Consider the following 15,294-nt stretch of genomic DNA (forward strand, 5'->3'; position numbering starts at 1 on the left):
TGTCTCCTGATCAATTGAAGGAACCAATACGTTTGAGGTTACCAAAGTTCATCCAGACAAAAAATGCCTTGCCAACGATGTTCTTGTCAGGAACGAACCCCCAGTAACGCGAATCCAGCGAGTTGTCGCGGTTGTCACCCATCATGAAGTAGTGGCCCTCAGGCACCTTGCACACCACACCTTCGACGCTGTACTGGCAGTTCTGCTTGAACTGGAACTCATCGGCGCCGGGCACAAAGGCCGGGCGACTGTCGTCGTTGAGCACACGGTGTTTGACGCTGCCCAGGTTTTCCTCAAACTGCTTGAAGTAACGCATGCTGTCTTCGTCAAAAAACTCGGGCACCGCGTTGGTCTCAAGAACTTTGCCATTGATGGTGAGGCGTTTGTTCAGGTAAGCCACTTCATCACCCGGCACACCCACCACACGCTTGATGTAGTCCAGGCTCGGTTTGGGCGGGTAACGGAACACCATCACATCACCGCGTTTGGGGGCAGTGCCTTCGGTGATCTTGGTGTTGAGCACCGGCAGGCGCAGGCCGTATTCAAACTTGTTGACCAGGATCAGGTCGCCCACCAGGAGGGTTGGGATCATTGAACCCGAGGGGATCTTGAACGGCTCAAACAGGAACGAGCGCAGCACAAACACCGCAATGATCACCGGGAACAGGCCCGCGGTCCAATCCAGCCACCAGGGCTGGGCCAACAACTTGGCCTTGGCTTCGGTCACATTGCCATCGACCTGGCTGATGCCCAGTTTGCTCAGCTCTTCGTTGCGCTTGAGGGTTTGTACCTCCAACTCAGCAGCGGCGTGTTGGCGCTGTGGCAGAAAGTAAAAACGCTCGGCCAGCCAGTAGATGCCGGTGACCAGCGTGGCCAAAAACAGCAGCAGGGCAAAGTTGCCTTCGACCAAACCCACATACCAGGCGCCGATGTAGGCGACAAAAGTAGCCAGAACCAGGGAAGTCAGAGCTTGCATCACGCATCCACCTTCAAAATGGCCAGGAATGCCTCTTGGGGCACCTCGACCGAGCCAATTTGCTTCATGCGTTTTTTGCCTTCTTTTTGTTTCTCAAGCAGCTTGCGTTTGCGCGAAATGTCACCGCCATAACACTTGGCGATCACGTTCTTGCGCAGCGCTTTGATTGTCTCACGGGCTATCACGTTGGCCCCGATGGCGGCCTGGATCGCCACGTCGTACATCTGGCGCGAGATCACCTCACGCATCTTGCCCACCACCGCACGGCCCCGGTAGACCGACTGTGAACGGTGCACGATGATCGACAAGGCATCGACCTTCTCGCCGTTGAGCAGGATGTCGACCTTGACCACGTCGGCAGTGCGGTACTCCTTGAACTCATAGTCCATCGACGCGTAACCGCGCGAGACACTCTTGAGCTTGTCAAAGAAGTCCATCACGATCTCACCGAGCGGCATCTCGTAGGTCAAGACCACCTGGCGGCCTTTGTAGGCCATGTTCATCTGCACACCACGCTTCTGGTTGGCCAGGGTCATCACTGGGCCCACATACTCCTGTGGCATGTACAGGTGCACGGTAACGATGGGTTCGCGGATTTCTTCCAGACGGCCCTGATCGGGCATCTTGGACGGGTTCTCCACCATCTTGACGGTGCCATCGGCCTGCACCACCTGGTAGACCACGCTGGGCGCGGTGGTGATCAGGTCCTGGTCAAACTCACGCTCCAGGCGTTCCTGCACAATTTCCATGTGCAACAGACCCAAAAAGCCGCAGCGGAAGCCAAAACCGAGTGCTTGTGACACCTCGGGTTCGTAATGCAGTGACGCGTCGTTGAGTTTGAGTTTCTCCAGGCTATCGCGCAGGCCTTCGTACTGGTTCGCTTCGGTCGGGTACAGACCAGCAAACACCTGGGGCTGGATTTCCTTGAAACCGGGCAAGGGCTCGGTCGCAGTCGCCGCTGCACCACCGGTGCCGGGGCGGATCAGGGTGATGGTGTCACCCACCTTAGCCGCTTGCAACTCGCGAATACCAGCAATGATGTAACCCACCTCACCGGCTTCGAGCGCCTCACGGGGCTGGTTGGCTGGGGTGAACACACCCAGGCTATCGGCGTTGTAGGTGGTGCCGGTGGCCATCATCTTGATGCGCTCGCCCTTGGCCAGACGGCCATCAACCACTCGCACCAGCATCACCACACCGACATAACTGTCAAACCAGCTGTCGATGATCATGGCACGCAAAGCGGCGTCAGGATTACCTTTGGGTGCGGGCACACGCGCCACCACCGCCTCCAGGATGTCGTCGATGCCCAGACCGGTTTTGGCCGAGCAGACGATTGCATCTGCAGCGTCAATGCCAATCACATCTTCAATTTCCGAGCGGGCGTTGTCCGGGTCGGCATTGGGTAAGTCGATCTTGTTGAGCACCGGCACCACTTCCACACCGAGGTCGAGCGCGGTGTAGCAGTTGGCCACGGTTTGCGCCTCCACCCCCTGGCTGGCGTCCACCACCAGCAGGGCGCCTTCACAGGCCGACAGCGAACGGCTCACCTCGTAGGAAAAGTCCACGTGGCCGGGGGTGTCGATCAAGTTCAGGTTGTAGGTCTTGCCGTCCTTGGCCTTGTACTGCAAGGCTGCCGTCTGGGCTTTGATGGTGATGCCGCGCTCTTTCTCGATGTCCATCGAGTCCAGCACCTGGGCTTCCATCTCGCGCTCCTGCAGGCCACCGCAGCGCTGGATCAGGCGATCAGCCAGCGTTGACTTGCCGTGGTCAATATGGGCAATGATCGAAAAGTTTCTGATGTGATTCATTCGGGCAAACCGACAAAGTGAGTGAAAAACGTGGGAACAGAAAAAAGGGCGCGGTCTTCAACGACGCGCCCTGGTCCAAGTTTCTGACGGCCTCAAAGAGAGCCGGGGCTGTATTGTAAGGAAAAAGCGCAACGTCCCGAGCGCATGGCCCGGGGGCGCCAGATCGGCAACCGGTGCGAGGGCCTGGTCACAGCTTGTCCCAAGCTTGTGCACCGGTTGTACACATCATTTCAGAGGCCGGATCACGGTGTACTGCGACCATTCACCACGGCGGAACAACACACTGAGCGGCTTGTTTTTGTCGAGCTTGGCCAACACCGAGTCAAACTCCTGCATATTGCTCACCGTCACATTGGCCAGCGCCACAATGATGTCGCCCTCACGCAAACCGGCACGGGCCGCAGCATCGGTGGCACTCTCAACACGCACCCCTCCTTTGCCACCCAGCTCCTTGCGGGCTGCCTCGTTCAGATCAGACACCACCAGCCCCAAGCTTTGCGCCGCAGAGGTTTTGGGCGGCTTGGCCGATTTGGAATTGGCCTTAACAGCGGGTTTGTCCGGCTCGATCTCGGCAATCGTCACCGCAATCTCCTTGGTGGCACCACGACGAAACACCGTGAGGGTGCTCTTGGTGCCGGGTTTGGTGTTACCCACCATGCGCGGCAAGTCCGAAGACTTCTCCACCGCCTTGCCATCAAATTTGATGATGATGTCACCCGCCTCAATACCGGCCTTGTCGGCAGGTGCACCAGCTTCCACCGCTCGAACAAAAGCGCCTTGCGGTTTGCCCAGGCCAATCGACTCGGCCACCTCTTTGGACACCTGGTCAATCTGCACCCCGATACGGCCCCGTGTCACCTTGCCGGTGGCACGCAACTGCTCACTGACACGCACCGCCTCGTCGATCGGGATCGAGAAAGAGATGCCCATGGAGCCGCCCGAACGCGAATAAATCTGGCTGTTGATGCCCACCACCTCACCACGCATGTTGATCAACGGCCCGCCCGAGTTGCCCGGGTTGATGGCCACATCGGTCTGGATGAAGGGCAGGTAGTCACCGGTGTCACGCTGTTTGGCGCTCACAATGCCTGCGGTCACGGTGTTTTCCAGGCCAAAGGGGGAGCCAATCGCCACCACCCATTCCCCCACGCGCAAGCGCCCCACGTCACCGACCTTGACGGCCGGCAGGCCGGCGGCCTCGATCTTGACCACCGCCACATCGCTGCGTTTGTCGGAACCAATGATCTTGGCCTTGAACTCGCGCTTGTCGGTCAGGGTCACCACCACCTCGTCAGCACCTTCAACCACATGGGCATTGGTCATGATCATGCCGTCGGCCGTCAGGATGAAGCCCGAACCCACACCACGCGGCTGCTCTTCATCACGCGGTTGCTGTGGCTGGTTGCGCGGCGCCTGGCGTGGCATGTTAGGGATGGGGATGCCAAAACGACGGAAAAACTCCAGCATGTCTTCGTCCATTTGCGGCGCCTGATCCGTGGCCGCGCTGACTTTCTCCAGCGTGCGGATGTTCACCACCGAGGGACTGGTGCGCTCCACCAGATCGGCAAAATCCGGCAAGCTGGCAGCCTGCGCCCAGGCTGACGTGGTGGGCACCAGGGTGGTGAGGGCCGTGGCCATCAACGCGCCGCTGAAGACACAGGCATACAAGCGTTTCCAATTCAAGTGCATCATGTCTGACCTTTTCTGAGAACAAAACAACAACATATCTGGGGGTTCAGCGTTTTTTTTCAAAGGCTTGCATCAAGCGGTCCAAGGTCTGCGACGGCACCTCACCCACCGCCGTCATACACCACGGCCCGACCTGGCGTACGCGCAGGCTGGTGGCCCCCAGCGACAGCGGATGGGCCGACAACATGCGCGCATGGCGGTTGGGCTCAAACGGCTCCACAAACAGGGACACCGAGGCCAGACCGTCGGAATAAACACACTGCAAGGCACTGCGCCCAGGCGCAGCAGCCCCCTCACCACGCCGGTAACAACGCATCGGCGCAAAGCCGGGGACGGCAGAGCCAAGCTCCCAGCCCTCCTCTTGCGCTGTGGTCTTGAACAGATGCGGGCTGACCACCTGGTAACCCTGGGTGTTGTCCATCAAGGCCTTGAGCTTGGCCATGCTCACCGGCGCCTCGAGCTGCAGCTCTGAAAAAGCCGCCTGTTCCAGCACCTTGCCACTGGGGTCCAGGGTTTGTAACTTGAGCATCAGACCGGTTTTTTGCTCGGTCCAGATCTGGTAACCAAAACGCAGCACATCCACCGGCAGCAGCTGCACAATGTCCGCCTCCAACCCGGCCACACGGCCCTGGCCGACGCTGCGCAGCCGGTAATAGCGGGGCACCGAGGCATCGGCTTTTTTCAGCAGGTTGGGAAACAGGCCCAACGCCTCGCGCGTTTCATGCACCACGGTGCGGCTCGCGGGCAAAAAGGTGACGACCTCATCGTTGCGTCGAAAAGTGGTGCGTGCCGTGCCGGTCAGGGATTCGACCCGCTCCATCTGGCGTTCACCCTCCCCCACATGCCAGATGCGTGCGCTTGACATGTCGCTGCCAGCGGTGACCACAAAGGTGCCGACATAGGCACGGTTGCGTGGCGCCTCATGCAGGCGTACCAGCCAGCGCTCGATGTTCGCGCCAGGGGCCTCGGCCGGTGGTGCAGGCGTTGCGGGTTGTGCCGCCAGCCCGAACTGGGTCAGCGCCACCAGCAAGCCAACAACAGCCTCGCGCCAAGGTCTCAACGTTTGTCCTCGCTGAAGGTGGCATTGCGCAGAAAACCCGCTGGCATCTGCAAGGCGGTGGCACCGCCTACCTGGCGATGTGCAGCCAACAAGGCGTCGAGCTGCGGGTCGCGGATCATGAGCGGCGAGCCACCATCGGCACTGACCAGCGCCTGCGGTGTCCCCCTGGTCTCGGGTGACGCAGATTGCTGCGCCAGCGTCGCCTCGTTTGGTTGACCCGGCCCTATCCAAACCAGCCCCTGCCAGGCCAGCAGCCCCACGACGGCCACCGAGGCCAAACCGGCAACACGCCGCCACCAGGGATCGTTGGCCGCTTCTTTAAAGACTTTTTGGCCTTCAGCCCTTATTGGTAAAGGGCTGACAGCTACTGATTCAGGAGTTTCTTCGGCCAGCCGCAAGCGCAAGTGCGCCAGAAAAGCCGGGTCGTGCGCTTGCAAAGGTTCAGAAGAGGCACGCATCGCTTGGCCCACGAGATGGTAGGTATCCCAGGTGTCATCCACCGAGACATCGGTGGTGAACGCGTCCAGCGCGCGCGCCAGATCATCGCCCTCCAGCGCCCCATCCATCAGGGCGGACAGCCTTTCGCTGTTGTGTTGCGTGTGATCAGACATGAGGTACCTCGCCCCTGTTTTGTTCAAACCGTTCCAACTGCTTCATGTTCACACCCCTTACCAACGTTTACCGGTCTGCCGTTCAAGCAGCGGACGCACCTTGACAGAAATGGCCTCACGTGCCCGGAAAATCCGCGAACGCACGGTGCCAATCGGACACGCCATCAGTTGGGCAATGTCTTCGTAAGTCAAACCATCCATCTCCCGCAAACTGATGGCCTGACGCAAATCGTCCGGCAACTCGGCCAGCGCCTGGCTCACCGCCTGGCCAATTTCCTTGGCCGCCAACACCGACTCCGGTGTCTCGTCTGTGCTTGGTTCGTTTTTGGGCCGGAAAGTTTCATCCTCATCGTCCTTGGGCGCCAGCGCGCTGTCCGAGACGGTGGGGTCTCTCTTCAATTCGAGCAGAAATTTCTTGGCCGTGTTGACCGCAATGCGATAGAGCCAGGTGTAGAACTGGGCATCACCACGAAACTGGTGCAAGGCCCGGTAGGCCCGGATGAAGGTTTCCTGGGCAATGTCTTCGACCAGGTCCACATCGCGCACCATGCGGCCAATCAGCCGCTCCACCCGGCGTTGGTATTTGATGACCAGCAACTCAAACGCCCGCTGGTCACCGGCCTGCGCGCGCTCAACCAGCACCAGATCACTGTCAGGCTCGCGTGGCGTGGCCGCGCCCGGCGTCGGTGTGTGGAGGGTCATGGCGCCACCCAATCGGCATCAGCGGCCGGCTGTGCAGGCTGGCGCGCAAACACCGCACGCCGACAGGCTCGCCAGCGGACAGGTGCGGCCGAGCGTTCTAGCCAGACCCACTGCGTGGGCGCGTCCTGGGCGCGCAATTGCATCAGTATCAGGTGTTGCAGGTCCAGCGTCACCCGCAGGGTCACGGGGTGCGACAGATCCCCCAGCGTCCAGATCCATTGCTGGCCGTCCCAGGTGAGGGTGCCGCTTGGCGTGTGCCGCCAGGACCACAGGGCCAGCACCAGGCTGCTCAACCAAAGCAAGCCGCCCAGCAGATGCCCCAGCCTGGGTGTGTCGGTATTCACCGCCCAGGCCATCAGCACGCAGGCACCCAAACCATGAAGCCCAGCCAGCACAGCGCCGTAGAAAGACGAACGCCCCACCGGGTAGCTGACCGCTGGGGCGCTGTGCATCAGAAAAAATGGCTGGAAGAGGCGAATCCCGCAGTCAGTGGGATCAAGCAGCGCGCTTGAACACCAACGAGCCGTTGGTGCCACCAAAACCAAAGTTGTTCTTGATGGCCACGTCGATCTTCATGTCACGCGCCGTGTTGGCGCAGTAGTCCAGGTCGCAGTCCGGGTCCTGGTTGAAGATGTTCATGGTCGGCGGGCTCTTCTGGTGGTGCAGCGCCAGCACGGTCACCACCGATTCCAGACCACCCGCGCCACCCAACAAGTGGCCAGTCATCGACTTGGTGGAATTGACCACCACCTTCTTGGCGTGATCACCGAGCGCCGCCTTGATGGCGTTGGACTCATTGGTGTCACCCAACGGGGTCGAGGTGCCGTGGGCGTTGACGTAGTTGACCTGGTCGGCGTTGACACCGGCGTTCTGCATGGCCATCAGCATGGCACGGCGCGGGCCGTCCATGTTGGGAGCGGTCATGTGACCGGCATCCCCACTCATGCCAAAACCGGCGAGTTCGGCGTAAATCTTGGCACCACGGGCCTTGGCGTGTTCGTACTCTTCGAGCACCATCACACCGGCACCCTCACCCAGCACAAAACCGTCGCGGTCACGGTCCCAGGGGCGCGAGGCGGTGGCTGGATCATCGTTGCGGGTGCTCAGGGCACGCATCGCGGCAAAACCACCCACACCCAGCGGGGAAATGGTGGCCTCAGCGCCACCGGCAACCACCACATCGGCGTCACCGTACTCGATCATGCGCCCGGCCTGACCAATGCAGTGCAAACCGGTGGTGCAAGCTGTCACGATGGCCAGATTCGGGCCTTTGAAGCCGCAGCGGATCGACACATGACCGGCGATCATGTTGACAATGGTGGAAGGCACAAAAAACGGCGAAATACGACGCGCACCGCGCTGCATGTACTCGGCGTGCATGCTCTCGATCATCGGCAGACCACCAATGCCCGAACCAATGACGCAGCCAATGCGCGTGGCGAGTTCTTCACTCAAGGCATCACCCCGGGGCAGACCCGCATCAGCGACGGCCTGCTCAGCAGCAGCAATACCAAAGTGGATGAAGGTGTCCATGGTGCGCGCTTCCTTGGCGCTCATGTAGGCTTCAATGTCAAACCCTTTGACCTCGGCTGCGATCTTGCAGCTGAAAGTGGAAGCATCAAACTTGGTGATCAGGCCCACACCCGATTGACCAGCCAGCAGATTCGCCCAAGTGGTGTCGACCGTGTTTCCAACGGGACTGACACAACCGAGACCGGTGACAACTACGCGACGACGGGACATAAGAATAAGCAGTCAGTGGTTCGTCTGTAAAAAGCCTGATGCCTTGCGCAGGCATCAGGCTGTGAAATGGTGACGCTGCCCGGTGGTGTCAAACACCCCTGCAGCGAAGCGGCACCCTGGGGCGCCGCGCTTGGGTTCATTACGCTTTTTTGTGCGTTGTGGCGTAATCCACAGCGTTTTGCACCGTGGTGATCTTTTCAGCATCTTCGTCAGGGATTTCAATGCCGAACTCGTCTTCGAGCGCCATCACCAACTCCACGGTGTCGAGCGAGTCGGCACCCAGATCAGCCACAAAGGCTTTTTCATTGGTCACTTGTGACTCTTCCACACCGAGTTGTTCGGCAATGATTTTTTTAACGCGTGCTTCAATATCGCTCATGAGTTCCCTCAAAGGGTTGTAAAAAGATCCGTCATTTTAACCGGACGGATATGTCGGCTGGATGGCTTCTGTTTATACACCGATCACGCCATGAACATGCCACCATTGACATGCAATTCCTGGCCGGTGACATACGCTGCCTGGGGAGACGCCAGATAAGCCACCGCATGGGCGATGTCGGCTGGTTTGCCCAGGTGGCCCAAGGGGATCTGCCCCATCAGGGCTTTGTGCTGTTCCTCGGGCAGACCGGCGGTCATGTCGGTTTCGATGAACCCCGGGGCAATGCAGTTGACGGTGATGTTGCGCGAACCCAACTCACGCGCCAGCGCACGGGTCATGCCCGCCACACCGGCCTTGGCAGCGGCGTAATTGGCCTGACCCGGATTGCCGGAGGCCCCCACCACCGAGGTGATGCTGATGATGCGGCCATAACGCTGCTTCATCATGGTCCGCATGACAGCGCGGCTCATTCTGAACACGGCCTTGAGATTGGTGTCGAGCACCGCATCCCATTCCTCGTCTTTCATGCGCATGGTCAGGTTGTCGCGGGTGATCCCCGCGTTGTTGACCAGAATCTGCAAGCCACCGTGGGTTTTGACGATGTCGTCGATCAGGGCATCCACGCCGGGCGCATCGTTGACATTGAGGGTTTTGCCACTGCAGCCATCAAACGCTGCCAGGGCCTGGCTGATTTTGGCGGCGCCGTCGTCGGTGGTGGCGGTGCCAATCACCTTGAGGCCTTGCTGGGCCAATTGCAGTGCAATCGCCGCGCCAATGCCGCGCGAGGCGCCGGTAACCAGGGCCACCTGGCCTTGAAATGTAGGTTCACTCATGAATTCAGGCTTCCAAAAGACTTGTTTTGACGTCCGCCAGAGAGGCGGCATCGAACAACGCCAGACCCGCCAGGTCGGGCGCAATACGTTTGGCCATACCAGCCAAGACCTTGCCGGGACCACATTCGACCAAGGTGGACAAACCACGGGCTTGCAGGGCCTGCACCACTTCGACCCAGCGCACCGGGCCAAACGCCTGGCGCACCAGCGCGTCGCGGATACGTTGTGGATCGGACTCCACCGCCACGTCGATGTTGTTGACCACCGGGATCTGCGGCACCGCAAATGCGACGGTGTCGAGTTGGTCCTTGAGTTTCAGGGCCGCTGGTTGCATCAGGCTGGAGTGGAAAGGCGCCGACACTGGCAAGGGCAAGGCACGCTTGGCGCCCTGGGCCTTGAGCGCCACACAGGCCTGGTCCACCGCAGCCTTGGAACCGGCAATCACGGTCTGGCCAGGGTCGTTGAAGTTGACCGCCTCCACCACCTCGGCGGTGTTTTGGCCAAAAGACCCCGTCACCTCTGCACAGACAGCAATCACTTTGGCAGCTTCCGTGCCTAGGATGGCCGCCATGGCTCCCACACCAACAGGCACGGCTTCCTGCATCGCCTGGGCCCGAAAGCGCACCAGAGGCGCGGCTTGCGACAGCGTCAGCACCCCCGAGGCCACCAACGCGGAATATTCACCCAGTGAATGCCCGGCCACCGCAGCAGGCGCCACACCCACTTCGGCCATCCAGACGCGGTAGGCCGCCACACCCGCCACCAGCATCACCGGCTGGGTGTTGGTGGTGAGCGCCAGCGCCTCCTTGGGGCCTTCCTTGATCAACAGACCCACATCTTCATGCAGGGCGTCCGAAGCCTCGGCCACGGCAGCCCGCACCTGCGGATGATCGGCCCAGCCGTCCAGCATGCCGACCGACTGCGAACCCTGACCCGGAAATACAAAAGCAAATGGTTTCATAAATGTCACGGAAAAGTTTCAGAGATATATGACAAATCTGCCTCAAGCCCTTATTGAATAAGGACCGATAGCTACAACTTTAAAAGCACCGAGCCCCAGGTGAATCCACCACCCACCCCTTCGAGCAGTACCGTCTGACCGGGCTTGATCTGACCCGCGCGCACGGCGGTGTCGAGTGCCAGCGGGATCGACGCGGCCGAGGTGTTGCCATGCTGGTCCACTGTGACCACCACCTTGTCCAGCGACAATTTGAGCTTTCGTGCGGTGCTTTGCATGATGCGGATATTGGCCTGATGTGGCACCAGCCAGTCGATGTCGGCCTCTGTCTTGCCTGCCTTGGCCAGCACCGCGCGGGCAGTCTGGTCCAACACATTCACGGCGAGTTTAAAAACTGCCTGGCCATCCATGCGTAACAGCGGCAAACCCTGTATTTGCCCGCCCGAGACATGCCCTGGCACACACAGAATATCGGTGTATTTGCCGTCCGCATGGATGTCAGTGGCCAGAATGCCCGCCTCGGCGGAGGCTTCCAGCACCACAGCACCGGCGCCGTCACCAAACAAGACACAGGTGGTGCGGTCCTTGAAATCCAGGATCCGGGAAAACACTTCGGAGCCCACCACCAACGCCTTGGTCGCCGCGCCAGACTTGAGCAAAGCGTCCGCCACCGTCAGCGCATAAATAAAACCACTGCACACCGCCTGCACATCAAATGCGGCACCACCATGGGCTCCCAATTTGCCCTGCAGGATGGTGGCGGTCGACGGAAACACCATGTCCGGCGTTGAGGTCGCCACGATGATCAGGTCGATGTCCTGGGCCTGACGGCCTGCTGCCTCCAGCGCCCGCTGACAGGCCAACAAGGCCATGTCGCTGCAACTCATCTCAGGGTCAATGAAGTGCCGGGCACGGATGCCGGTGCGCTCGACAATCCATTCATCACTGGACTCGATGCCCTGTATGGCCAACTGTGCGACCAGCTCGGCATTGGTCAGGCGATTCGGTGGCAGATAACTGCCGGTGCCGGTAATACGTGCGTAAGTGTTCATAAATCAAACCAATACAGCGGCTTCAGTCGGCAAACGTGCTTCAACTGGCGCCAACAGGGGCGCAGCGTGCGCAATACGCACCCGAACCCGCTCCAACAAATCGTTGCGGGCCGCATCATACGCCCGCGTCAGGGCATAACCAAACGCCAGATCGTCGGCTGAACCATGGCTCTTAAACACCAGGCCACGCAAACCCAACAAGGCGCCGCCGTTATAACGGCGATGGTCCATGCGCTTTTTAAGCGCTGATATCACCGGATACGCAACCAATGCTGCTGCTTTTGTGAAGATATTGCGAGAAAACTCTTTGCGCAAAAAGTCCACAATCATCCCGGCCAGGCCTTCGCTGGCCTTGAGAGCCACATTGCCCACAAAACCATCACACACCACAATGTCGGCCGTGCCCTTGAAAATATCATTGCCTTCGACATTGCCATAGAAATTGAGATCACCGGTCTGAGAGGCGATGCGCAGCAACTCACCGGTTTTTTTGATGACTTCGTTGCCCTTGATGGCTTCCTCACCAATGTTGAGCAAACCCACCGAGGGGTTTTCGTTGCCACTGAGCACCGATACCAGGGCCGAACCCATCACCGCAAACTGCACCAAGTGCTCAGCGGTGCAATCCACATTGGCCCCCATGTCCAGCACCGTGGTGCCCAAGCCCTTGGCATTGGGAATTTGACCGGCGATGGCCGGGCGATCAATACCATCCAGGGTTTTCAGGACATAACGCGAGATCGCCATCAAGGCGCCGGTGTTGCCCGCCGACACCACAGCCTGGGCCGCACCGTCTTTCACCTGGGTGATGGCCACCCGCATGGACGAATCCTTCTTGCGACGCAGCGCCACCTCCAGCGGGTCATCCATGGTGACCACCTCGCTGGCCAGCACCACAGTGGCCCGCGGATGGTTGTAGCCACGCAAACTCTCAGGCAAACCGACCATGATCAAGGCCGCATCAGGATGTGTTTCCAGAAAGCGGCTACAGGCGGGCAAAGTGACACGGGGGCCGTGGTCACCTCCCATGCAGTCAACAGCAATAGTGATCATGGATAGCTAAAGCCAGCAAGCTTCAAAAAAAACAGCGAAAAACAAACAACAAAACCAAATCACAAATGCAAAGGCCCGAGGCTACACACAAAGGTAGCCTCGGGCCTGGATGCGTTTAAATCGGGTTTAAGCCTCAGACTTGGTCTTGAGCACCTTGCGACCACGGTAAAAACCGGTGGGGCTGATGTGGTGACGCAGGTGAATTTCACCGGTGGTGGACTCGACAGCAATGCCGGGCACCACGAGGGCGTTGTGTGAACGGTGCATACCGCGCTTGGAAGGTGACTTCTTGTTTTGTTGGACGGCCATGTTCCGCTCCTTCAGACTGTAAGCCGCCTTTGAGAAGGCAACTTTGGGTTATTGAGATACACGCAGTTCATCTGCGCAAAAGCTGTAGAGTATAACCGATCACGAGCCATTCGGCTAGCCAGGTTTTTAAGCCTTGCCTTTGAGCTGTGCCAGCACCGCAAACGGGTTGGGTTTCTCAACGGGCGCCTCAAAGTCGTCGTCTACCGCGAGCATCTTGACATTGACCGGACAGGTCTCGTGGCGCGGTACCAAGGGCAAAGCCATCAACACCTCGTCTTCCACCAGCGTTGCCAGGTCAAACTCACGGCTGATCACGAGCAGGTCTTCTTCACACTCGTCGTCTTGCTGCTCGGCCACGGCCTCACTCTCAACAAAACGGAACTCACGATTCACCTGCAAGGCCACATCCACCGGACCCAGGCAACGCTGGCAAATCTGGGGCATGGTGGTGACCACCGTCAAGTGCAGCCAGTTGGTGGGCTGCCCCGCAGGATCGGGGCGCACCTCGACCCGCGCCGTCCAATCCAGTGGATTTTCGGCCGCTAGCCCTTGTGTTTCCTGCATCAGGCGCTCATAACTTGATAACACGTCATGGCCTTCCATGAGCGTTTGTGAGGCTGCGGCGTGCCGGACGTCAAATTTGGGGGGGTGCTTGTGTTCCATCATGGGAGGCAGTGTAAGAGAATCGCCGCATGAGTTCTTTACCCCCACGCCCCCTGATCCTTGCCTCCACCTCGGTCTACCGCCGCCAGTTGCTCGAACGTTTGCGTCTGCCGTTCAGCGTGGTTGCCTCTCAGGTCGATGAAACCCCGCTGCCCGGCGAGACCCCACCCGACATCGCCTGCCGCCTGGCGCTGGCCAAGGCGCGATCGGTCGCCCAAGCCCACCCAACGGCGGTGGTGATTGGCTCCGACCAGGTGGCCGACCTGGCGGGTCAAGCGCTGGGCAAACCCGGCAACCACGTGCGCGCCATCGCCCAACTGCAGACCATGCGCGGCAACACCGTGGTGTTTCAGACCGCCGTGGCGGTGGTCTGCCTGGAAACAGGCTTTGCCCAAACCGAACTGGCACAGGTCAAGGTGCGCTTTCGCGCGCTGACGGACGCACAGATTGAGGCCTACCTGCTGGCGGAAACCCCCTACGACTGTGCTGGCAGCGCCAAAAGCGAGGGCCTGGGCATTGCCTTGCTGGAACGCATCGACAACGACGACCCGACCGCACTGATTGGCCTACCACTGATTCGCACCTGCCAGCTGATCCAGGCTGCTGGTATCCAAGTGCTGTGATCATGGAGGCGACAACCACCCCAGGCACCTTGTATCTGGTGCCCGCGCCGCTCGACTTTGGCTGTGACGACAGCACCGATTTACAAGCCAGCCTGCCGCTGGGCACCCTGCAAACGGCCGCTAGCCTGCGCCACTGGGTCTGTGAAAACGCCAAGTCGGCGCGCGCCTATCTCAAACGCATCCACGAGATCACGCCGCTGTGCTGCAGCATCCAGGACATGCAACTGGTGGAGCTGCCGCGTGAGGTGCACAAAAAAGGTGACCACCACGGCAATTTCGACGCACGCGGCCTGTTACAGCCCGCGCTGGATGGTTATGCCATGGGCCTCATTAGCGAAGCCGGTATGCCCGCCGTGGCCGATCCGGGCTCGTCGGTAGTGCGTGCGGCACATGACCTGGGTATCCGCGTGGCGCCCCTGGTCGGGCCGGTGTCGCTGCTGCTGGCCCTGGCTGCCAGCGGGCTCAACGGCCAGAGCTTTGCATTTGTGGGGTATTTGCCGCAGGATCCGTCGGAGCGCGCCACACGCATCCGTGAACTCGAGGCCCTGGCTTTGCGCAGCGGGCAGACCCAGCTGTTCATCGAGACACCCTACCGCAACCAGGCCATGCTGCAGTCCTTGCTGCAAACTTTGCAGCACAACACCCGCCTGGCGATTGGGTCCGGGCTGACTTTGCCACGTGCCCAACTGGTGAGCGACAGCATCAAGGGCTGGAAGAAAAAAACCAGCCCACTCAACAACAGCACACCGGCAGTGTTTGTGATTGGCCGTTAACCAGCGCTGGCCAGAGCCAGCGGGCCAGTCACTCTGCCGCCAGTTCGGCGGCAACGAGG

Annotated in this window: 17 protein-coding genes; 2 read left to right on the plus strand and 15 right to left on the minus strand. The window is 60.0% G+C overall.

Going from position 1 to position 15,294, the window contains the following annotated elements; all coding sequences use genetic code 11:
- Positions 1 to 10: 10 nt before the first annotated feature.
- From lepB to RF819_RS05700, 15 genes are all read right to left on the minus strand, one after another.
- Positions 11 to 976, minus strand: a complete 966-nt coding sequence (gene lepB, locus RF819_RS05630) for a signal peptidase I (RefSeq protein ID WP_078364067.1) — start codon at positions 974 to 976, stop codon at positions 11 to 13.
- Positions 976 to 2,787: a translation elongation factor 4 gene (gene lepA / locus RF819_RS05635; protein WP_078364068.1), complete on the minus strand. Its 1,812-nt coding sequence runs from the start codon at positions 2,785 to 2,787 to the stop codon at positions 976 to 978. Before lepA ends, lepB begins: the two co-directional genes overlap by 1 nt.
- 225 nt (positions 2,788 to 3,012) lie before the next feature.
- Complete coding sequence (locus RF819_RS05640; protein ID WP_078364069.1) at positions 3,013 to 4,479, minus strand: DegQ family serine endoprotease; 1,467 nt, start codon at positions 4,477 to 4,479, stop codon at positions 3,013 to 3,015.
- 43 nt (positions 4,480 to 4,522) lie between these two features.
- Entirely contained in the window at positions 4,523 to 5,536 is a 1,014-nt protein-coding gene (locus tag RF819_RS05645; protein ID WP_242472889.1) for a MucB/RseB C-terminal domain-containing protein, read from the minus strand.
- The gene (locus RF819_RS05650) at positions 5,533 to 6,147 is read right to left on the minus strand and encodes a sigma-E factor negative regulatory protein (RefSeq protein ID WP_078364070.1); all 615 of its coding nucleotides are present in this window, start codon (positions 6,145 to 6,147) and stop codon (positions 5,533 to 5,535) included. The genes RF819_RS05645 and RF819_RS05650 overlap by 4 nt, the downstream gene beginning before the upstream one ends.
- Positions 6,148 to 6,204: 57 nt before the next feature.
- Positions 6,205 to 6,849 (minus strand): RNA polymerase sigma factor RpoE, encoded by a 645-nt coding sequence (rpoE, locus tag RF819_RS05655; protein WP_078366790.1) that lies wholly within the window; start codon positions 6,847 to 6,849, stop codon positions 6,205 to 6,207.
- Positions 6,846 to 7,301, minus strand: coding sequence for a hypothetical protein (locus RF819_RS05660; protein ID WP_078364071.1), 456 nt, complete (start codon positions 7,299 to 7,301; stop codon positions 6,846 to 6,848). The genes rpoE and RF819_RS05660 overlap by 4 nt, the downstream gene beginning before the upstream one ends.
- A gap of 43 nt (positions 7,302 to 7,344) precedes the next feature.
- Positions 7,345 to 8,592 (minus strand): beta-ketoacyl-ACP synthase II, encoded by a 1,248-nt coding sequence (gene fabF, locus RF819_RS05665; RefSeq protein ID WP_078364072.1) that lies wholly within the window; start codon positions 8,590 to 8,592, stop codon positions 7,345 to 7,347.
- Between the two features lie 139 nt (positions 8,593 to 8,731).
- Positions 8,732 to 8,971, minus strand: coding sequence for an acyl carrier protein (gene acpP / locus RF819_RS05670; protein WP_078364073.1), 240 nt, complete (start codon positions 8,969 to 8,971; stop codon positions 8,732 to 8,734).
- An 83-nt stretch (positions 8,972 to 9,054) separates the two neighbouring features.
- On the minus strand, positions 9,055 to 9,804 hold the full coding sequence (gene fabG, locus RF819_RS05675) for a 3-oxoacyl-ACP reductase FabG (RefSeq protein ID WP_078364074.1): 750 nt from the start codon (positions 9,802 to 9,804) through the stop codon (positions 9,055 to 9,057).
- Positions 9,805 to 9,808: 4 nt separating this feature from the next.
- On the minus strand, positions 9,809 to 10,765 hold the full coding sequence (gene fabD, locus RF819_RS05680; RefSeq protein WP_078364075.1) for an ACP S-malonyltransferase: 957 nt from the start codon (positions 10,763 to 10,765) through the stop codon (positions 9,809 to 9,811).
- A gap of 71 nt (positions 10,766 to 10,836) precedes the next feature.
- On the minus strand, positions 10,837 to 11,814 hold the full coding sequence (locus RF819_RS05685; RefSeq protein WP_078364076.1) for a beta-ketoacyl-ACP synthase III: 978 nt from the start codon (positions 11,812 to 11,814) through the stop codon (positions 10,837 to 10,839).
- 3 nt (positions 11,815 to 11,817) lie between these two features.
- Positions 11,818 to 12,867, minus strand: coding sequence for a phosphate acyltransferase PlsX (plsX, locus tag RF819_RS05690; RefSeq protein WP_078364077.1), 1,050 nt, complete (start codon positions 12,865 to 12,867; stop codon positions 11,818 to 11,820).
- 126 nt (positions 12,868 to 12,993) lie between these two features.
- A complete protein-coding gene (gene rpmF, locus RF819_RS05695) occupies positions 12,994 to 13,176 on the minus strand; it encodes a 50S ribosomal protein L32 (RefSeq protein WP_078364078.1) in 183 nt (60 codons plus the stop codon).
- Between the two features lie 126 nt (positions 13,177 to 13,302).
- The gene (locus tag RF819_RS05700; protein ID WP_242472891.1) at positions 13,303 to 13,839 is read right to left on the minus strand and encodes a YceD family protein; all 537 of its coding nucleotides are present in this window, start codon (positions 13,837 to 13,839) and stop codon (positions 13,303 to 13,305) included.
- Between the two features lie 29 nt (positions 13,840 to 13,868).
- Here RF819_RS05700 and RF819_RS05705 point away from each other — a divergent pair, with 29 nt between their 5' ends.
- Both RF819_RS05705 and RF819_RS05710 read left to right on the plus strand, forming a co-directional pair.
- Positions 13,869 to 14,462, plus strand: coding sequence for a Maf family nucleotide pyrophosphatase (locus RF819_RS05705; RefSeq protein WP_078364080.1), 594 nt, complete (start codon positions 13,869 to 13,871; stop codon positions 14,460 to 14,462).
- A gap of 2 nt (positions 14,463 to 14,464) precedes the next feature.
- Entirely contained in the window at positions 14,465 to 15,235 is a 771-nt protein-coding gene (locus tag RF819_RS05710) for an SAM-dependent methyltransferase (RefSeq protein ID WP_078364081.1), read from the plus strand.
- Positions 15,236 to 15,294: the final 59 nt, after the last annotated feature.

This window comes from Rhodoferax fermentans (assembly GCF_002017865.1).
Classification (GTDB): Bacteria; Pseudomonadota; Gammaproteobacteria; order Burkholderiales; family Burkholderiaceae_C; genus Rhodoferax; species Rhodoferax fermentans.